Raw genomic sequence first — 20,229 nt, forward strand, 5'->3', positions numbered from 1 at the left:
TGTGCGAAGACAGGCTGCACCTCAGCATGATGCAAATAAATTTGTTTCTGCTTTCGGTTTGCACTGTCTTTGTGTCACGAATCACTTTTAAACATTAAATGAACAAGTAATTATGGCAACAACACCTCCGTTCAAGTATCAGCCCATGTTCGAGAAGGGTAAGGATACAACTGAGTATTATCTGCTTACGAAAGACTACGTGTCTGTAAGCGAGTTTGAAGGAAAACCTATCCTGAAGATTGAAAAAGAAGGTTTGACTGCAATGGCCAATGCGGCTTTCCGGGACGTTTCGTTTATGTTGCGCCGTTCGCACAACGAACAGGTTGCTAAGATTTTGAGCGATCCCGAAGCAAGCGACAATGACAAGTATGTGGCTTTGACTTTCCTGCGCAACGCCGAAGTTGCCTCTAAGGGCGTGCTGCCTTTCTGTCAGGATACGGGTACGGCCATCATTCATGGTGAAAAAGGACAGCAGGTGTGGACGGGTTACTGCGATGAAGAGGCCCTCTCACTCGGTGTCTACAAGACATATACGGAAGAGAACCTGCGTTATTCCCAGAATGCGCCTCTCAATATGTACGATGAAGTGAATACGAAGTGCAATCTTCCGGCACAGATCGACATTGAAGCCACCGAAGGCATGGAGTATGAGTTCCTTTGTGTGACTAAGGGTGGAGGTTCTGCCAACAAGACCTACCTTTATCAGGAGACCAAGGCTATACTGAACCCCGAAACACTGGTTCCGTTCCTCATCGAAAAGATAAAGACGCTGGGTACGGCTGCTTGTCCGCCCTATCACATTGCATTCGTCATCGGCGGCACTTCGGCAGAGAAGAACCTGCTGACGGTGAAACTGGCGTCCACTCACTTCTATGACAACCTGCCTACTACCGGTAATGAGTTCGGTCGTGCTTTCCGCGACGTGGAATTGGAGAAGCAGGTATTGGCAGAGGCTCATAAGATTGGTCTTGGCGCACAGTTCGGCGGCAAGTATTTGGCTCACGATGTGCGTATCATCCGTTTGCCGCGTCATGGTGCTTCCTGTCCTGTCGGTTTGGGCGTTTCCTGCTCTGCAGACCGTAACATCAAGTGTAAAATCAATAAAGAAGGTATCTGGATTGAAAAGCTCGACAGCAATCCGGGAGAACTTATCCCTGCCGAACTCCGTAAGGCCGGCGAGGGTGATGTGGTGAAGATCAATCTGAACCAGCCGATGGAGAATATCCTGAAGGAGCTGACCAAGTATCCGGTTTCCACCCGCCTGTCTCTGAACGGTACTATCATCGTGGGTCGCGACATTGCTCATGCCAAGCTGAAAGAACGTTTGGATCGTGGTGAGGACTTGCCGCAGTACATCAAAGATCATCCCATCTACTATGCCGGTCCTGCCAAGACTCCGCAGGGTATGGCTTGCGGTTCAATGGGCCCGACAACTGCCGGACGTATGGACCCCTACGTAGACCTCTTCCAAAGTCATGGCGGCAGCATGATTATGCTTGCCAAAGGTAACCGCAGCCAGCAAGTCACAGACGCCTGCAAGAAGTACGGCGGTTTCTATCTCGGTTCTATCGGTGGTCCTGCAGCTATTCTGGCGCAGAACAATATCAAGAGCATCGAGTGTGTGGAATATCCCGAACTCGGTATGGAGGCTATCTGGAAGATTGAAGTGGAGGACTTCCCGGCATTTATCCTGGTGGATGACAAGGGGAATGACTTCTTCAAGCAGTTGAAGCCATGGAATTGCAGTAAATAATTCGGGTGCTCCGAATATAGATAATGAAAGCCGCTCCGGAAATAGTTCTGTGAGCGGCTTTTCGTATTATGACAAGCGGGCTGCATGGGAAAGTGACGGAATTTCTGCTGCTTGTTTCTTTTAGTACCGACGTTTGGTACAAGCTGTACCACTGTTTGGTAGGTTCCCTACCAATCGTTGGTATAGTCGGTACCAATCATTGGTATTTGTCGTACCAAACGTTGAAACTTGTTGGTATATGTATGCTCTTGATAAATAACAGCTTAGTTCCCTATCCGTTTTTTCCACTGTTCGTACTTTTTCAATACTTTCAATCCGGTATTGTTGTACCAGCTATAACCGTTACGGCGCTCATAGCCTATTTCGGAAATGTCGTACTTCTTCACTCCGTCGCGGTCGCAAAAGAAAGGACGGTTGTCTTCAAGGGTGTAGAAACGCGCCCAAAGTACGGGGCAGGGATAATCATCCTGCGGACAGGGAATCATCCGGTAGTCTGTCCGGCCTTCGCTGTCGGTGAAGTTCTTACGCATGATACCGATAATCTTACTTGCCTTGAACCACGCAATGGCAGCCTCTACGGAAGCGATAATCTCGGCCGAGGGGTCTGGAATGGACATCAGTAGCAGAACGATGTTGTCCGACTCGGCGCCGCTGAGTGAGGGAAGTTCGTAGGCGCGGGCTTTGGCGGGAGCGAGTGTGTGTTCGTCATGCTGGGCGCACCACACAGTTAGCTTTCCATTTTGTTTCACTTGAGTCTTGAGGATACATTCCACGCCTTTGTCGAAGGCGGTGCGGGCGCGTTGGCAAAGGCTGTCCGGTACGTAAGTGTACGGCGCTTTCCTGCTGTAAACATCGCGCAGTAAGTTCATCACGTTCACCATTGCATTGTCGTTGTAGGTGATGTGGGTGTAATAACCCTTGGATCGTGGCCAGAATTGGGGCCAGCCGCCATTGGGATATTGGGCTTTCAGCAGGTAACGTATTCCCTCTAAGGCGGCATCCTTGTACTTTTCTATGCGGGTGGCCAGGTAGATGCGGGAGAGATAGCGGATTTCCGTACTGGTGGCGCTGTTGTCAATGGTGCTTTCATTGACGTTGTTCTTGGCGGCAAGGACTTTTTTATACTCATCGGCTGTCAGTTCGGCCGGCATATAGACATTCTTAGGCCAGCCTCCGGTAGTGTGCTGATAGAGTAATACGTTGTCGGCAATGCGGATGGCTTCGGGAGTGGTGAAGAAAGCATCATCCAGCTTAGGAGCTATTTTTACCCAGTCCTTATAGGGATGTTTCTCTTTGTAATTGGTTGTTTCCTGTGCATTGGTTCCCATGAGGAGGGCGAGCAATGCACAGAAGAGGATTGCTCGTTTCATACTATTATTGCTTTTTTAGGTTCTTTGAGAGCAAAAATAGGGAAAACTCTGAAGAGAAGATGGTAATATTTGTTTTTTAAGGGGGTAAATATTGTGATTTATTGGATATGCCTACTCTAAATACTGTTCCACTTTTCCGCTGATTTGCAGCAAGGATATTTCGCATAGCTTGGTATCGTACTCTGCCGAGAGGATACGCTCTTCGGCATCCAGCAGACTCTTTTGCGCTTCGCGCATCTCAATACCGGAAAGATTACCGAGCATGTAGCGTTCCATGGCAATCTCATGGTTCTCTTTGGCTGCGACAAGGTTCTGGCGTTCAAGGTTCAGCATCTGGAGGTTATTCTGATAGGCTTGCCACAGATTACTCAGGTCGGCACGCAGGGCTTGTTCCAGTTGCTCTCGTTCCAAGCGGGCGTTCTGCACAGCGATGCGTGCGTTGCGGCGCTCACGACGGCGGTTGCCGTCGAAGAGGTTGAAGCCGACAGTGACGCCGACATTGAGTCCGAGATTGCTGCGGCGGCTGTTGGCGGAGATGTCATATTTGTTGAGAGTATAGCCGTAACCGCCGTTCATCTTCACGTATGGGTAGTCTCGTGAGCTTACCTTTTTATAGTCCAGACGTGCCAGGGTGTTGTTCTGTTCCGCTTTCAGCAAAGAGGCATTGGCCTGCAAGGTGGCATTCCAGAGTTCCTCGAAGTTCAGTTTGTCACTGACGTCGATGAGGCTGTCCCGGATAATGAAAGGCTGGTCCACATTCTCGCTTGCCATGAGTTCGTTCAGCTGGATACGCGAGGTGTGGAGCAATTCCTGCTGCTTCATGTATTGCGCACTGTCGGCGTTGAAGTCCACTTTGGCCTGTTGGTAGTCCAGACGGGAGAAGTTACCTATGTGATAGCGTTCTTCTACGATGCGCAGGCGCTCCTTGGAGAGCGATACGGCATAGCGGAAGTTGTTCAGACGGATTTTGTGCTGTACATAATTGTAATATTCGGCGGCGATGTTGGCTATCAGGTCTTCGATGGCGATGCGGGTGTTGGTCTCGCCTTGTCGTTCCAGCTCTTTGAGCTTTTGGTAGTTGGCAGTGATGTTGAAACCATCGAAGATGGTCCAGCTCAGGTTGATACCGGCATCAATGGTCTGGTCGAACACGCCGTTCTCTTTGGTGGTTTCGCCTGTGGCACGCAGCTTGGTTTCGGTATTGTCCAATGTCCCCCGGTAGCCGGCAGAGAGGTCGAGCGTGGGCAGGTATCCGGCATTGGCAAGGGTGGCGTTGTTTTTGCTGACTTGCTGCTCGTTGCGGGTTATGCGCAGGGAGTAGTTGTTCAGCAGTCCCTGTTCCAAACAAGATTTCAGGGTATAGATGGGTGCAGGTTGCGCTTGAGCGGCAAGCGCGGTGCACAGAATGATTAAGAAAGATAAAATCGTACGTCTCATTCGTTCTTTAGTTTACTTCGGTTGGTGGATACATAACTATAAATGGCGGGGACGATGTACATCGTGAGCAGAGTGGATACGAGCATACCGCCTACTACGGCCGTACCCATGGCGATGCGTTGGTTGCAGCCTTCGCCTGTTGCGAAAGCCAGCGGTATCAATCCCAGTACGGTAGAAGCGCTTGTCATCAGGATAGGACGCAGACGTTGCAGGGCGGCATCTTTGATGGCTTGCATCTTGTCCTCGCCGGCTTCCTGTTTCTGATTGGCGAACTCTACAATCAGGATTCCGTTCTTTGCTACCAGACCAATCAGCATGATGATGCCGATTTGGCTGAATATATTCATCGTGATGTCTCCGAAATACATGAATACCAATGCTCCGGCAATGGCAAGGGGTACTGTCAGCATGATAATCAACGGATCCTTGAAGCTTTCAAATTGGGCGGCAAGGATGAGGTAGATAAGCAGGATTGCCAGGATGAAGGCAAACATCAAGCTGGAAGAACTCTCGCGATACTCTTTGGAGTCGCCGGTGAGGGCGGTGCGGAAGGTGTCGTCCAGCGTTTCTTTGGCTATCTTGTCCATTTCGTCCAATCCTTGTCCGATAGTCTTGCCATCGGCAAGTCCGGCAGAGATAGTGGCGGACACAAAACGGTTGTAACGGTATAGCTTGGGCGGAGCGATACCGTCTGTCAGTTCTATCAGGTTGTCAAGTTGTACCATATCTCCCTGAGAGCTGCGGATGTAGATACCTTTCAGGTCGGCGGGCTTGTTGCGTTGCTGACGGTTGATTTCTCCTAATATCTCGTATTGCTTTCCGTTCATGTAGAAGTAGCCCATGCGCTGGCCGCTTAATCCGTATTGCAGGGTTTGGGCGATGTTGCGGGTGCTGACACCCATGATGCTTGCCTTATCGCGGTTGATGTTGATGCGTGCTTCCGGTTTGCTGAATTTCAAATCTACGTCTGCCATTTGGAACACAGGGTTCTCGTACACTTTTGCCATGAACTTAGGCAGTACTTCCTGCAGCCTTTCAATATTGGTGGCTTGCAACACATATTGCACAGGCATGCCGCCGCGTCGTCCGCCGAATGAAGAAGACTGCTGGACGAAGGAACGGGCCATAGTCTTTTTCTGTACTGCTTTCGACAGCTTCTCTGCTACTTCCATTTGGGTGTAATCGCGGTCTTGCATATCTTTCAGGGTGATGCGTATGTTACCGCTGCCGCTGGATACGCGGGCGGTTACTGCTTCGGCATCAGGCGTAATTGAGTCTACAAGCAGGTTGATGTCTTCCGTATAGTCACGAATATATTCGTAGGTGACACCTTCGGCGCCGCGTGTGTTGATGCTGATTTGCGAACGGTCTTCCAGCGGCGCCATTTCCGCGGGAATGTAGTTCCATAGAAAGCCAATGATCAGAATGGTTGCTGCCGTAAAGGGCAGTGCAATCCAGCGTTTGCGTAGGAAAGCTGCTAAAGAACGGCTGTAAATGCGGTTCATGCCTTCAAAGAACGGCTCTGTCTTGCGATAGAGCCAGCTTTGCTTTTCTCTTTTTATTAGTAGCTTGGTGGCCAGCATCGGCGTAAATGTCAGTGCGGCGAAGGAAGAGATTATGACAGAACCGGACACCACGATGCTGAACTCGCGGAACAGGCGTCCCGTCATACCGTCCATAAATACGATGGGGAAGAATACTGCTACCAGCGTGATTGTGGTGGAGATTACGGCAAAGAAGATCTCTTTGGCTCCTTCGATACCGGCTTCTTTCGGAGGCATTCCTCTTTCGATACGGACATAGATGTTCTCAGTCATTACAATGGCATCATCCACCACAAGTCCTACGGCAAGCACAATGGCAAGCATGGAAAGCACGTTGATGGAGAATCCTGCCAGGTACATGACGAAAAAGGCGCCGATGAGTGAAACGGGGATTACGATGCAGGGAACCAGTGTGACGCGCCAGTCGCGGAGGAACAAAAAGATAATGATGATAACGAGTATGAATGCCTCATACACCGTTTGTTTAACCTCATTGATAGAGGCGCGTATGAATTTGGTATTATCGAAACCGTATGAGTAGTGCACGTCTTCCGGGAGGTCTTTCTTCATCTTCTCCATACGTTCGTATACGGCATCGGCAATCTGGATATGGTTGGCGCCCGGTTGCGGGATTACTACGATACCCACCATGGGCACTCCGTTCATTTTCATATAGCTTTTGATGTCCGCCGGACCAAGTTCGGCGCGGCCGATGTCACTGAACCGGACAATGCGGTTGCCGTCTTCCTTCAGGATGAGATTGTTGAATTCTTCTGCTGTGTGCATCAGTCCGAGGGTACGTATGGTGAGCTCAACGGTGTTTCCTTCGATACTGCCCGAAGGAAGTTCCACGTTTTCATTGTCCACCGCATTCTTTACGTCGATGGGGGTAATACCGTAACCGGACATCTTGATAGGGTCGAGCCATAGGCGCATGGAATAACGTTTCTCTCCCCAAATGCTCACACTACTTACGTCGGAAATGGTCTGTAACTGCTCCTTTACGGTGAGGTCGGCTATTTCGCTGAGTTCCAGCAGGGAACGTTTGTCACTCTGCAAGGCTACCATGAGGATAGGCATAGCGTCCGCATCGGCTTTGGATACGGTGGGAGGGTCGCAGTCGCGGGGCAGATAACGTTGTGCGCGTGAAACTTTGTCGCGCACGTCATTGGCGGCTGTCTCCAGGTCTACGGAGAGCTCGAACTCCACCGTAATGCGCGATGAACCTTGCTGGCTGACACTGGAGAGGGAACGGATTCCCGGAATACCGTTAATGTTCTGTTCCAGCGGCTCTGTAATCTGATTCTCGATAACGTCGGCATTTGCTCCGGGATAAGAGCAGGATACGGAAATGATGGGGTTATCCACTGACGGATACTCGCGGACACCGAGGTAGTTGTACCCGATGAAACCGAAGAGCAGGATAATCAGTGTCAATACAGTGGAGAGTACCGGTCGCCGTATGCTTAATTCGGATATATTCATGGTGTGAATTATGAATTATAAATTATGAGTTATGAACAGCCGGGCTGCCATGCGGCATAGCAATTCATCATTCATAGTGGGTCATTAATTTATATTGTCTAATGTAACCGGTAACCCTGTGCGCAGTTGTAAGGTTCCTGAAGTGATGACCGTATCGCCTACGCTCAAGCCTTGCAATACTTGTACTTCGGCTTCCGTACGGATGCCGGTGGTTATCTCTACCGGTTGCGCTTTTCCTGCTTTATAGAGGAAAATCTTGTCTTTGCCCATTTCCGGAACGATGGCTTCGGAAGGTACGGCAAGCGCGTCTTGTATTTCGTCCTTATTCAGTTTGATGCTGGCATAACGGCCCGGAAGTACGGCACTGTTGGTATTAGGATAGAGTGCGCGGATGGTTAATGTGTGGGTAACAGGGTCTATCTTTGATTCGCGGGCATAGACGGTGGCATGGAACGTGTTCAGTTTTCCTTCAAGGATGAAGTCCAGACCTGCACCGATTTTTACGTCATTGGCATATCGTTCGGGTACTGCGAATTCTACTTTCAGGGGGGAGAGTTTTGTGAGTTTGGCTACAATGGTCGAGGGAGAAGCGTATGTTCCTACGCTGACCTGCCGCAGACCGATGACGCCGTCGAAAGGTGCCCGAAGTTCGGTTTGTGCAATGTTGGACTCTATCAGGTCGATGTCGGCATTCAGAGTGGCAAGTTCGGTTTTCACCTGTTCATAGGCTTCTTTACTGACTGCGTCTCTTTCCAACAATGCATTTTGACGGAACACGCGGTCTTCAGCCAGTTTCAGTTGCGATACTAATCTTTGCAGTTGCGCTTGGAGGGGACGGTCGTTTACCTTAGCAAGCAATTGACCTTTTTTTACGAAGCTGCCTTCTTCAAAGTTTATCTCGATAATCTTGCCGGATGTCTCGAATGAAAGGTCTACTTCTTCGTCGGGCAGCAGGCTGCCGCTGATTTGTATTTCATCCTTTAGCAGTTGCGGTTTTATTATTTGAGCGTTCACATTTAGAATTTTCTTTTCTCCGCGTTTGCCGGTCATTACTTTGTCGGCAGCTGCCAGTTCTTCATTTTCTTTGGGAAGTTGGGAATAAATACCCCCGCCTATCAGTCCGGCACCAATGGATATTATGATGCCCCATTTCACTTTTTTATTCATGTTGCAGTATTAGTAGTATATTTAGCCTTAGATTTAGACTGAAAGGAAAGAAAAAAGTTTAAAACAAGAAAAGTTAATAAAAGTAATTTATTAATACGCTGCCCTGTATTTCCCTTCTTCTTTGTCTTCCAGCATGTTCAGATAGGAGGCGTAGCGGGATTCGCTGATGTAATGCTGCTCCACCGCATCGCGTACGGCGCATCCCGGTTCATGGCGGTGGGTACAGTTATTATAGCGGCAGTTGGCGGAGACTTTAAATATTTCCGGGAAATAATGTCCTATCTCTTCCTCTTCCATGTCGAATGTGCCAAAGCCTTTTATGCCCGGTGTGTCGATGATGTAGCCGTTGCCCGGTACGGGAAACATTTCAGAGAAGGTAGTGGTGTGCATACCTTTATTGTGGTAGGCGGAGATTTTGCCGGTTTTGATGTCCAGCTCCGGCAGAATGGTGTTGATGAGGGTGGATTTTCCTACTCCGGAGTGTCCGGAGAAGAGGGTTATTCTTCCTTTGAGTTCTTCCTTTATCGTGTCGACGCCTTCGCCGGTTTTGGCAGATACCTTGAAGCAAGGGTAGCCGATGGTGGTATAAAGGCGGATAAGCCCGTCCAGATAGCGAAGCTCATCTTCGTTGTAGGCGTCTGTTTTATTGAATATGATGTTGACCGGGACGCGGTATGCTTCGGCCGAGGCAAGGAAGCGGTCTATGAATGTAGTGGACGTTTCCGGATAATTCACCGTTACCACCAGCATGCATTGGTCGAGGTTGGCAGCGAGGATATGGGATTGTTTGGATAAGTTGGATGAGCGACGGATGATGTAGTTCTTCCGGTCTTCAATTTCATTGATGAAAGCCGTACCTTCTTGATTCAGTATGATTTGTACGTAGTCGCCTACTGCCACCGGGTTGGTGCTTCGGATGCCTTTCAGACGGAAGTTGCCTTTGATTTTACACTCAACGTATGTTCCTTCGTCGGTCTTTACTAAATACCAACTTCCTGTGTTTTTAATAACGAGTCCCCTCAAATCTGTTAAAAGTTGAACATTGAGAGTTGAGAGTATTTGTCGGCACTCTCTCAACTCTCAACTGGATTTATACTGTCATAATCTCTTTGTCCTTTGCGGCCAGCATATCGTCAATCTGCTTGATATACTTGTCGTGTATCTTTTGCAGCTTTTCCTCACCGCCTTTTTGTGCATCTTCAGCCAGTCCTTCCTTTACGGATTTCTTCAAGGCATCGATAGCATCGCGGCGTGCGTTGCGTACGCTGACTTTAGCTGTTTCGCTTTCGTTCTTACATTGTTTGGCAAGTTGCTTACGACGCTCTTCCGTCAACGGAGGAATGCCGATACGGATAATCTCACCGTTGTTTTCGGGCATGATACCGAGGTCGGAGTCTATGATTGCCTTTTCAATGACGCGAAACATGCTTTTGTCCCATGGCTTGATAGCGATACTGCGGGCGTCCGGAGTGGTTACGGCTGCTACGTTGTTGATGGGAACCATGCTTCCGTAAGAGTCAACGCGGATACCGTCCAGCAAACGAACATCGGCTTTCCCGGCACGAATGTGGGCTAATGATTCTTCCAGATACATTACGGCCATATCCATTTTCTCTTGTGCTTCGTCTAAGATGTCTTTTACGTCTTTCATATTTCTATTGTTTGAAGTAGCTTTTAATTTGAACTTTGCAAATATAATTAATTCACGACAGAGGGCACAGAGTTCCACAGAGTTTTTTTCTTTTGTACCGCAATTATGTTGATTAAAAGAATAATTCGACTCTGTGTCCTCTGTCGTGAAGTTTAGTTGTGCACCAGCGTTCCTATTTCTTCGCCTTGCATCACTTTCTTCAGATTGCCTACGGTGTCCATGTCAAAGACAATAATGGGCAGGTTGTTCTCCTTGCACATGCAGGTAGCTGTAAGGTCCATGACTTTCAGACCGCGTTTCAGCACTTCGTCGTAGGTAATGTCGTGGAACTTCTTGGCCGTAGGGTCTTTTTCCGGATCGGCGGTATAGATGCCGTCAACGCGTGTCCCTTTCAGCATGACATCCGCTTCGATTTCAATACCGCGGAGGCTGGAGCCGGTGTCAGTCGTGAAGAACGGATTGCCCGTTCCGGCAGACATGATGACCACCTCGCCTGCTTCCATGCACTCGATGGCTTTCCATTTGTTGTAGAATTCGCCGATAGGTTCCATGCGGACCGCCGTCAGTACGCGTGCCTTTACGCCTGTCGCTACCAATGCCGAACTCAAGGCAAGGCTGTTGATAACGGTTGCCAGCATGCCCATCTGGTCGCCTTTTACGCGATCGAAGCCTTTGTTGGCGCCACTCAGCCCGCGGAAAATGTTTCCGCCGCCGATGACGATACCGATTTGTACGCCCAGTTCATGAATTTCCTTAATCTGTGCCGCATATTCGGCAAGACGTTTTTCATCAATGCCGTATTGCTTTTCTCCCATCAGGCTTTCACCGCTGAGTTTCAATAAGATTCTTTTGTATGTTGCCATAGTTTATTAATTTATTTCGCTTAGCGGCAAAGATAGGAAAATAATGCCAATCACTATAAATAATTTTCAGTTATTCTTTCAGCGTATAGTCACCGGCTTCCGCGCTTACTGCGGCTTGCAATTCATCCAGTGTTTTTTCTCCTTCCGAAAACTCTACGGTTGCCACCGGGGGATTAAGGCTCACAGTGGCATGTACGCCGTCCATGCCGTTCAATGCTTTTTCCACATGCATGCGGCAGTGGTTGCACATCATGCCTTCCACTTTGAATTCTTTCTTCATGACTTTCTTTGTCAATGGTTTCACTTCATTGTCAGGCTTTGCCGCGTTGCCGATGGCGGGGCTTTCTGCTATTTCTATCTTTTTCCTCTTCAGCCGCAGGCTGTTGGTAACTACGCTGACACTGCTGAATGCCATGGCAGCGCCTGCTATCATGGGATTCAGCAGGAAACCGTTGACAGGGTAGAGCACGCCGGCTGCGACGGGTACACCTATTATGTTATAGATAAATGCCCAAAACAGATTTTGACGAATGGTGCGTACGGTCAGCTTGGAGAGTTTCAGCGCTTCCGGTATTTTGGTCAGGTCGGAAGATATGATAGTCATTTTGGCTACATCCATTGCGATGTCGCTTCCTCCGCCCATGGCGATACTGAGGTCGGCTTGTGCCAGGGCTGCGCTGTCGTTGATGCCGTCGCCCACCATTGCCACTTTCTTGCCGTTCTTCTGCAAGTTGCCGATAAAGGCTGCTTTTTCTTGCGGCAAGACTCCTGCCTTATAATGGAGGATACCGGCTTTGCGGGCAATTTCCTGGGCGGTGGCTTCATTGTCGCCCGTCAGCATATAGACTTCGATGCCGGCTGACTGCAATTCGCTGACGGCCTGTATGGATGTCGGTTTGATGCGGTCTGTAATGCCTGCTATTGCCAATGCTTTTTCATGGTCGGCAAACCAGATGACGGTTTGTGCATCCGCCGTCAGGCGGGCAGCGCCCTCACACAGTGATTGACTGATGCTAATCCGGTGTTCTTCCAGCAATTTACGGTTACCGGCATAATAGGTTTTTCCGTTCCATTCGCCTCGTACGCCTCTGCCGGTGATACTCTCAAAGTTATCGATCTTCACAGTCCGGGCATTTCTAAAGTGGCGGACTACCGCTTCGGCAAGCGGATGTTCCGACAATTTCTCCAAGCTGTAAAAAATGTCTTCTGTGTCCGCCGCCTGCGCAGCTTGTATCCAATCACCGACCACCGGTTTTCCTTCGGTCACTGTTCCGGTTTTGTCCAGTACCACCGTATCAATCTTTTTGGCGATTTCCAGACTTTCGGCGTCTTTTATCAGGATGCCTCTTTCCGCACCTTTACCGATGCCTACCATAATGGCGGTAGGGGTGGCAAGTCCCAGTGCGCATGGGCAGGCAATGATGAGTACCGTAACCAGTGCCAGCAGTCCATGCGTAAATCCGTTCTGTCCGTCCAGCAGTATCCAAGCTACGAATGATAATACGGCAATTCCGATGATGACCGGCACGAAGATGGCGGCAATCCTGTCCACCAACTGCTGAACGGGGGCTTTGCTGCCTTGTGCATCTTGTACCATGTGGATGATTTTAGCCAGCAGCGTATCCGTTCCCACCTTTTCCGCGCTGAACCGGAAACTTCCTTTCTGGTTGATTGTTCCGGCAAAGACTTTGGCATCCTTTTGTTTGGCTACCGCTACCGGTTCGCCACTCAGCATGCTTTCGTCCACATACGAGCTGCCTTCCGTAACTATGCCGTCTACGGCAATCCTTTCTCCCGGTTTCACTAAGATGATGTCGCCGGGACGGATTTGTTCAATCGGGACAATCCTTTCCGACGAAGAACCGGTGATGACTGTAACTGTTTTGGGTTGCAGTCCCATGAGTTTCCTGATTGCGGAGGAAGTGTTTCCTTTGGCCTTTTCCTCCAGCAGGCGTCCCAGCAGGATAAAGGCGATGATGACGCTTGCAGCTTCGAAGTAAACGTGCGGGTGAATGCCCCTTTCCAGCCAGAATTCGGGGAAAAGCATGTTGAACAGGCTGAACAGGTAGGCTATCCCGGTACTGTTGGCCACCAGTGTGTCCATGTTGGCGCTGCCATGTTTCAGTTGTTTCCATGCACTGGCGAAGAAGCCTCTTCCCTGCCAAAAGACGATGGGAGTGGAAAGCAGCCACATGACGGGATTGGCATACGGCATATCCATGAAGAACATGCCGATGAGCATGACCGGTACGGACAGGGCGATGGCCCATGTGGTACGGAATTTCAGTGCGCGATACTTTTTGTCGTGCGCCTGTTCCACTTCGTCCGGCATATTTTCATCCTGCTTTATCAGTAAGTCGTATCCGGCAGCCTGTACGGCCTGCTGCAAGGTTTCGGGTGAACAGTTTTGAAGGTCGTATTCCACAGTTGCCATTGCCGAAGCGTAGTTTACGACCGCTTTTCGGACGCCGGGCTGATGATTCAGCGTCTTTTCCACTCGTGCGGAACATGAAGCGCAACTCATCCCTAATACGGGAAAAGTTTCTTGAACAATGTCTTTATTTGCCATAAGGTTGTATATAATTATTTGCTCCGGATAAACTGTCGGTTTAATAGGGATAAACTTGAAGTTTAATAGGAATAAACCGGCAGTTTAGCTGGGTTAAACTTTTCATGGAACAAAGATACGTCAAGGAAGTTGTCGGCGGTTTGGATATTTAGGATATTTAAGTCAATAAGCGCAAGCGGCTCATGGCTGAGTGAAGTTCTCCTTTATGATTTTGGGGCTGAGCAGGGTCTGCACAACTCCCCGCATGGCGAGATAAACAAGAAAAGCGAGCCACAAAGCATGGTTGCCTAAAACCGGGCGGAGTCCGTAATATACAACAAAGAAACAGATTGCCGCTATTGCCATGGATGCCAACATGCCGCGTGTTGCCGTAGCGCCGATGAAAATGCCGTCCCAGATAAAGGCAGCTATTCCGGCAACAGGAATGGCGAGCGCCCAATAGAAATAGGTGCCGGCGGCGGACACCACATCCTTGTTGTCGGTCAGCAGTCCCAAAAAGGCGTTGCCGCCCAATGCGTAGACCAGTGTGAAAAACGCTGCCAGCCAGCCGCCCCAGATGAACAGGTGCCGGGTGGTGTTGGTAAATGCTTTCCGGTTACGGGCACCTATATATCGTCCGCTCAGTGCCTCTCCCGCATAAGCAAAGCCGTCCATGACATAGGAGAACAGGGTGAAGAGCTGCATCAGCAATGTGTTTACCGCAAGGATAATTTCGCCTTGTGAAGCGCCTGCCGAGGTGAAGAACAGCGTAACGGTGACCAGGCACAATGTCCGTAAGAATATGTCGCGGTTCACTTGGAAAAAGCGCATCATCGCCTCCTTTTGCAGTACGCCTTTCCAAAGGATATATTTTTTGAGTTTCCCGTAACGGCTCATCCACAGTACAAGTCCCATGATGAAGCCTGCATACTGGGCTATCAGCGTTCCGAAAGCCACACCTTCCACTTTCATCTTGAAAAAACAGACAAAGCTGAGGCTGGCTATGATATTCACAATGTTCTGTGTAATGGCTATGTACATGGGAATACGCGAGTTCTGCATACCGATAAACCATCCGGAGAGCCCGTATAGTCCCAGCATGGCCGGAGCTCCCCAAATGCAGATATGAAAATAGAGCGTGGCCATTTCCCTGACCTCTGCTGTGGGGTGGATAATAAGGAAAGCGGCTTGCCTGATAGGGACTTGCAGCAGGATGAGGCAAAGCGCTACGGCCAGTCCTATGCCTACGGAACGCATCAGCAACCGAACAATTTCCGGTAAATCCCGTTTACCATAAGCCTGTGATGTCATACCGCTGGTTCCCATGCGCAAAAAGCCGAATATCCAATAGATGATATTGAACAGCATGCCGCCTACCGCAAGGGCTCCTATATAGGCGGGAGATCCGAGGTGGCCTACGATAGCCACATCGATTAGACCAAGCAAAGGTACGGTTATATTCGATACGATGGAAGGCAGGGCTATCTGCAATATCTGTCTGTCTATATGCTTCATTTGTAATATCTTATTTAAGAGGGAACAAAGGTACGCAGAAAAAGAAAAAAACTGTGGGAAAGATTAACTATATTTCTACTTTCGACTATTGATGATTGAGGAGGAATTTGGTAAATTTGTGGGTGATATCCTATGGGGGTATTTCAGGCTGTTGAACTATATATACTAAAAAAAATGAAGACCTTAACTTTACTTATCTTTGGGTTCTTGTTGTTCCCGATGTCACTTTCGGCACAATCGGTGGATGTCTTGTTGCAGAAGGTGTCCGAAGCCCTGTCTGCAGGTAAGGATGACTATGCCGTCAGCCTGTTCCGTCAGGCGGCGGGAGCCGGAACGGAACAGACGGAGATGTATTATTGGACGAATGTTGAGAAGAACAGTGCGGTGGCTCCCCGTTTTGTGCGGGAACTGGCTGCTTATTACAAGGACAAGCGGAATTATGACAAAGCGTATCTTTTTTATAAGGAATGGTTGCAATACAATCCGGAAGATGTTTCAGGTCTTGTAGTCTGTGCGGAGATGCAGATGATGCGCGGAGAGACGAAAGATGCCCTGAAACTCTATGAGAAGGTGTTGACATTGGATGCGGATAATCTTCAGGCGAACATCTTTTTGGGCAACTATTACTATTTGCAGGCCGAACAAAAGAAGAAAACGCTGGAAGAGAATTATAAGAAAATCGTATCTCCCACCCGAATGCAATATGCCCATTACCGCAACGGATTGTCGGACGTGTTTTCCAACGGGTATGGCAAAGCCAAGGGCTATTTGCAGAAAGTTCTCCAACTTTTCCCGTCCACAGAGGCAGGGAAGACGCTGGACAAGATTAAAAAAATGGAACTGGAACTGAAATAACCGGTTCCATTTTTTTCTATTATTGCTTCATATCTTATTCCATCACGCGGATAGGTAAATCCAGTGGGCCGTCATAGGTTGCACGTGTGCTTGTCAACCCTTTCTTCGGTCCCGGTATAAGTGGACTGTAAGTAAGGATATGGCGTACTCTCGCTTTCTGTTGGGCGGTGAACTCATTCAGATAACTGTAAGCGTAATCCATGATATTTCGTGAAGTAAAGTCTATATTCTGTACACAGTCATGGCGGCGGGCAAGATCTTCAAAAGAGATAGGTCTGTTTTGTTCAACCAGTGCTTTTACCCATGTCTCGTAGGCTTTTCGGTCGTAAGTATAGGTGTCTGTACAATAATCTGTATCCGCGCAAGCATCGACATCATCCTCATCCGATTCGGAGAATACGTGGTATAAACCTAAATAATGTCCCAGTTCGTGAGCTAACGTAATAGCCATGTCGTTCTGATTGGGTATTGCGGTAGTGGACTTCTCGTAAATATAAGAATTGTTGATGGATACGCAATAAGCGTACTTGAGATTATCTCCAGTCAGGAATCGAGAATCGGTTTCGGTACCCGGTAAAGGATTTTTTGTAGGAGAATATGGAAAATGAGACACTCCCATTACGTCAGCATCCGTAAATTTGTATACCATTATATTGATATAGTCGTTTGGTTCCCAAATCAGGTAGTTGTAAGTTCGGTTGTTGCTGAACATGAAATCATTGATATCAATGGCGGCAGTATTCCATTCGATGCGTTCCACACCCGGTTCAGGCAATGTTTTCCCCTTAGGGTCTTCTGTGGCAAGTACAAATTCCAGGTTCATATTTGCACTGTTGGCTCCTGCATTCCGGTAAAGTTCGTTCACTCTCTTTAGAATTTCGGATAATCTCCCAACCTCGACATATTGGTTCTTATCGTTTTTGTCGTGATAGAGCACATGGAAAATAACCGGGAGTTTATAATGATATGTTTCGGGATTGAAAGAAGCGGTAATACCATTCTGGGTAATTTTGATAGCCTGACTTATGCCGCCGTTCGAAGGAGTTATTGTGATTGTTGCATTCCTCGTGGTTTCCTCTAAGTTTGCCTCTATTTCTAATGTGAGCTTTTGATTGCCCGAACCTTTTGCCGGAGTGACATTGCACCATTTTGCAGTTTTGGATACGGTCCAATCCGAGCTACTGATAACATCTACTTCCAACGTCGTTCCGTCACAACTGATATTGTTGAACGATGATTGTGATACTTTTAAAGAATCATTTTCAGAATCGTCACAACTATAGAGGATGAGGCAGAATGTGGAGATTAAAAATAATAATTGTCTTTTCATAGCTGAATCTTTCTTGTCTAAAACATCTTTGGCAAAGATATTGTTTTATTTCAGTTCATCAGGTTTTCTACTTTTAAAGTATGTATTGCACCTCTTTAAATAAATACTCCCTTTCTTTCCCGTTCTCGTCTTCCAGGACAAAACGTCCGTCTTGTTCCACGCGCAGCAGGCGGGCGGAAAACTTGCCGTTGGCATCTTCGTAAAGATGGAATCCCCGGCGGCGGAAAAGGGCGCGGGCATAGCGGGCTGATATTTCGGCGGCATAGGTGTTGCGCTCTTCTGTTTGCAGACCGTTGTAGTAGATTTGCACCCGCTTCAGTATGTGTGCCAGTATTTCATGGCGGTTATGCTCTTTTCCGGTAATTTGTTTCAGGGATACAGGATTTGGAGCATCGCTGTGGAATTCTTTCTGATTGATATTGATTCCGACGCCTGAGATGCAGCGTCCGATGAAATGTCCGGAAAGGTCATTCTCTATCAGTATGCCGCATATCTTCTTGTCCCTCCAATAAATATCGTTGGGCCACTTTATCGTGATTTCGTCCGACCACCTGTCCAGCTCCTCTTTGATGGATAAAGAAATGATCTGTGATAGAATGAACTGGCAGCGTGCCTCCAGAAAGGTAGGGTAGAGCACAAAGCTGAAAAGCAGGTTCTTTTCTTTTTCCGCTTCCCAGCTGTTGCCGCGCTGGCCTTTACCTGCTGTCTGGAATTCGGCCGAAACCGTAGTAAGTTCGGCAACAGCCTTTTGCGGGTTGTTGCATAGTTGGCTGATATACCGGTTGGTCGAGTCTGTTTCGTCCAGCACAATCAGCGGATAAGGAAATGTTTCAGGGCAGGGCTTCATATTCATTGCGCATTTTTTTGGTGAATTTCTTTATTACTTCTTCATAAGAATGGTCCATCAGGTGCTTTATCAGTCTGTCATCTGCGTCTCCGTCAAGGAATACCTGATTCCAATACTTCTTGTTGAAATGCCAGGCTCCTTCAATGGCATTGTAACGTTCACGCAGTTCCAGTGCATATTCGGGGTCGCATTTCATGGTGATGCGGTCCGGGGTGTTGAGGTTGATGCATAAGAACATCTTTCCCATTACCCGGATGACGAGAACATCCTCACCGAAAGGAGTGTCTTCGGTTGTTGCTTTTTTGCTGAGGCAATATTCGCGGGCTGCTTCTATATCCATTGTATTTCAAGTATTAGGGTTCTTAAAAAACAGGTGGGTAAAAGGCTTCTTTGATATGACCTATCTTGAAGGTGCCTGTGCCACCCACTACTGTAATGATGTCGAAACGTACGGGGGCATCAATACAGAAATGCTTCATGTAGGCATCGGCGGCTATGACGGTCCGGCGTATTTTCTGCCGGTCGACGGCGTCTTGGGGCTCGATGTACTGCGTATTGCTCCGGGTCTTTACTTCTACGATGACCACTTCGTTGTCTTTAGTGGCAACGATGTCCAGTTCCAGATGGTTTTTCCGCCAGTTCCGGTGTCGTATCGCATATCCGTTGCGTTCCAGATAGGCTGCTGCCGCATCTTCTCCTGCTTTGCCCAGCGCATTGTGTGTTGCCATTGTACGATTTTCTTTCTTTCAGTACAAAAATACGTTTTTTCTGCTTTGTTTTTACAGAAGTAAAACTAAATTTGCAAAGAAATATGAGAAAGAGAGACAAAACGTGTGCGAAAGCAACACCCGAAGAGCCAAAACGCGAGCAGCGCATGGTATGCCTGATGAGCGAAGAAGAGCTGCGGATCGTGGACCGTTATCTGGAGAAGTACAAGATAACGAACAAATCACGCTGGCTGAGGGAGACTATTCTCATGTTTATCCATAAGAATATGGAGGAAGACTATCCTACCTTGTTCGGCGAACATGACATGCGAAGGTGAGGAAGGAGAATTAATTATAAATTACGAATTGCAAAGACGGAAATCGGAGTGGACGATAATTATTATATGAAGCAGGCGCTTCTTGAGGCTCAAAAGGCGGGAGACCGCGGTGAAGTACCCGTAGGGGCGGTGGTTGTTTGTAAGGACCGCGTTATTGCCCGCGCCCATAACTTGACGGAAACTCTGACTGATGTCACTGCCCATGCTGAAATGCAGGCCATTACTGCCGCTGCCTCTACTCTTGGCGGCAAGTATTTGAACGAGTGTACCCTTTATGTCACCGTAGAACCTTGTGTGATGTGTGCCGGTGCCATTGCCTGGGCGCAAACGGGGCGTCTGGTGTTTGGCGCGGAAGATGAAAAACGGGGATACCAACGTTATGCGCCGCACGCTCTGCATCCTAAAACCGTAGTCGTAAAAGGCGTGCTGGGAGATGAGTGCGCTGCATTAATGAAAAATTTCTTTGCCGGCAAACGCCGTTAATCTTTGATTTCTTCAAATTCCACGTATTCTCCTTCATCTTGCGAGAAGAGCTTTTTGCGTGGGTTGGAGTGTGGGGAGGTCTTTTCTTTGTGTGCAGCCTCTTCATGGGAGGAGGCGGATTGCTGCTTGTCATTGAACGAATATCCCTTTCCAGATTGATAGTTCCCGTTTTCATTACGGTATGTGTTTGATGAACGGCGTCCGCCCAGTCCGAAGACACTCCGGATGACAGTACCTATGATGCTAAGCCCGATGAACAGGATAGCTATGAGGATGATAAATAAGAAACCTAAAAAATGAAACATGGGCTAATGTCTTTTTATGTGTTCGTTTTCA

General features: G+C 48.4%; 18 protein-coding genes. 4 read left to right on the forward strand and 14 right to left on the reverse strand.

The window, feature by feature from the left end:
• The first annotated feature begins 112 nt into the window (after window positions 1-112).
• Window positions 113-1,753, forward strand: a complete 1,641-nt coding sequence (locus NQ546_RS05495) for a fumarate hydratase (protein WP_004289027.1) — start codon at window positions 113-115, stop codon at window positions 1,751-1,753.
• Between the two features lie 263 nt (window positions 1,754-2,016).
• On the opposite strand, the gene pelA is transcribed toward NQ546_RS05495, so the two are convergent.
• The 9 genes from pelA to NQ546_RS05540 form a co-directional block, all read right to left on the reverse strand.
• A complete protein-coding gene (gene pelA, locus NQ546_RS05500) occupies window positions 2,017-3,123 on the reverse strand; it encodes a pectate lyase (RefSeq protein WP_004289028.1) in 1,107 nt (368 codons plus the stop codon).
• A 111-nt stretch (window positions 3,124-3,234) separates the two neighbouring features.
• Window positions 3,235-4,560, reverse strand: coding sequence for a TolC family protein (locus NQ546_RS05505; protein WP_004293721.1), 1,326 nt, complete (start codon window positions 4,558-4,560; stop codon window positions 3,235-3,237).
• On the reverse strand, window positions 4,557-7,589 hold the full coding sequence (locus NQ546_RS05510) for an efflux RND transporter permease subunit (protein WP_004289031.1): 3,033 nt from the start codon (window positions 7,587-7,589) through the stop codon (window positions 4,557-4,559). Before NQ546_RS05510 ends, NQ546_RS05505 begins: the two co-directional genes overlap by 4 nt.
• An 84-nt stretch (window positions 7,590-7,673) precedes the next feature.
• Window positions 7,674-8,756 carry an efflux RND transporter periplasmic adaptor subunit gene (locus NQ546_RS05515; protein WP_004289032.1) on the reverse strand — a complete coding sequence of 361 codons (1,083 nt, stop codon included), beginning with the start codon at window positions 8,754-8,756 and terminating at the stop codon, window positions 7,674-7,676.
• Between the two features lie 90 nt (window positions 8,757-8,846).
• A complete protein-coding gene (gene rsgA / locus NQ546_RS05520; RefSeq protein ID WP_004289033.1) occupies window positions 8,847-9,779 on the reverse strand; it encodes a ribosome small subunit-dependent GTPase A in 933 nt (310 codons plus the stop codon).
• Between the two features lie 67 nt (window positions 9,780-9,846).
• The gene (gene frr / locus NQ546_RS05525) at window positions 9,847-10,407 is read right to left on the reverse strand and encodes a ribosome recycling factor (protein ID WP_004293724.1); all 561 of its coding nucleotides are present in this window, start codon (window positions 10,405-10,407) and stop codon (window positions 9,847-9,849) included.
• A gap of 152 nt (window positions 10,408-10,559) precedes the next feature.
• The gene (gene pyrH / locus NQ546_RS05530; RefSeq protein ID WP_004289035.1) at window positions 10,560-11,270 is read right to left on the reverse strand and encodes a UMP kinase; all 711 of its coding nucleotides are present in this window, start codon (window positions 11,268-11,270) and stop codon (window positions 10,560-10,562) included.
• 70 nt (window positions 11,271-11,340) lie between these two features.
• Window positions 11,341-13,839, reverse strand: a complete 2,499-nt coding sequence (locus NQ546_RS05535) for a heavy metal translocating P-type ATPase (protein ID WP_004289036.1) — start codon at window positions 13,837-13,839, stop codon at window positions 11,341-11,343.
• 180 nt (window positions 13,840-14,019) lie between these two features.
• Window positions 14,020-15,333, reverse strand: a complete 1,314-nt coding sequence (locus NQ546_RS05540) for an MATE family efflux transporter (RefSeq protein WP_004289037.1) — start codon at window positions 15,331-15,333, stop codon at window positions 14,020-14,022.
• Window positions 15,334-15,507: 174 nt separating this feature from the next.
• Between NQ546_RS05540 and NQ546_RS05545 the strand changes: the two genes are divergently transcribed.
• Window positions 15,508-16,188 carry a tetratricopeptide repeat protein gene (locus tag NQ546_RS05545; RefSeq protein WP_039953191.1) on the forward strand — a complete coding sequence of 227 codons (681 nt, stop codon included), beginning with the start codon at window positions 15,508-15,510 and terminating at the stop codon, window positions 16,186-16,188.
• A gap of 34 nt (window positions 16,189-16,222) precedes the next feature.
• Here the strand turns inward: NQ546_RS05545 and NQ546_RS05550 are convergent, their stop codons facing one another.
• From NQ546_RS05550 to NQ546_RS05565, 4 genes are all read right to left on the reverse strand, one after another.
• Entirely contained in the window at window positions 16,223-17,518 is a 1,296-nt protein-coding gene (locus NQ546_RS05550) for a zinc-dependent metalloproteinase lipoprotein (protein WP_004289039.1), read from the reverse strand.
• A gap of 73 nt (window positions 17,519-17,591) precedes the next feature.
• The gene (locus NQ546_RS05555) at window positions 17,592-18,365 is read right to left on the reverse strand and encodes a biotin--[acetyl-CoA-carboxylase] ligase (protein WP_021940857.1); all 774 of its coding nucleotides are present in this window, start codon (window positions 18,363-18,365) and stop codon (window positions 17,592-17,594) included.
• Window positions 18,349-18,705: an MmcQ/YjbR family DNA-binding protein gene (locus NQ546_RS05560; RefSeq protein WP_004289041.1), complete on the reverse strand. Its 357-nt coding sequence runs from the start codon at window positions 18,703-18,705 to the stop codon at window positions 18,349-18,351. The genes NQ546_RS05555 and NQ546_RS05560 overlap by 17 nt, the downstream gene beginning before the upstream one ends.
• Before the next feature lie 22 nt (window positions 18,706-18,727).
• Window positions 18,728-19,093, reverse strand: a complete 366-nt coding sequence (locus NQ546_RS05565; RefSeq protein WP_004289042.1) for a YraN family protein — start codon at window positions 19,091-19,093, stop codon at window positions 18,728-18,730.
• Between the two features lie 83 nt (window positions 19,094-19,176).
• Between NQ546_RS05565 and NQ546_RS05570 the strand changes: the two genes are divergently transcribed.
• A complete protein-coding gene (locus tag NQ546_RS05570; RefSeq protein ID WP_004293731.1) occupies window positions 19,177-19,410 on the forward strand; it encodes a hypothetical protein in 234 nt (77 codons plus the stop codon).
• 48 nt (window positions 19,411-19,458) lie between these two features.
• Window positions 19,459-19,893, forward strand: coding sequence for a nucleoside deaminase (locus NQ546_RS05575; protein ID WP_004293732.1), 435 nt, complete (start codon window positions 19,459-19,461; stop codon window positions 19,891-19,893).
• Here the strand turns inward: NQ546_RS05575 and NQ546_RS05580 are convergent.
• A complete protein-coding gene (locus tag NQ546_RS05580; RefSeq protein ID WP_004289045.1) occupies window positions 19,890-20,198 on the reverse strand; it encodes a DUF4834 family protein in 309 nt (102 codons plus the stop codon). The genes NQ546_RS05575 and NQ546_RS05580 overlap by 4 nt on opposite strands.
• Between the last annotated feature and the right edge of the window lie 31 nt (window positions 20,199-20,229).

The organism is Bacteroides eggerthii (assembly GCF_025146565.1).
Classification (GTDB): domain Bacteria; phylum Bacteroidota; class Bacteroidia; order Bacteroidales; family Bacteroidaceae; genus Bacteroides; species Bacteroides eggerthii.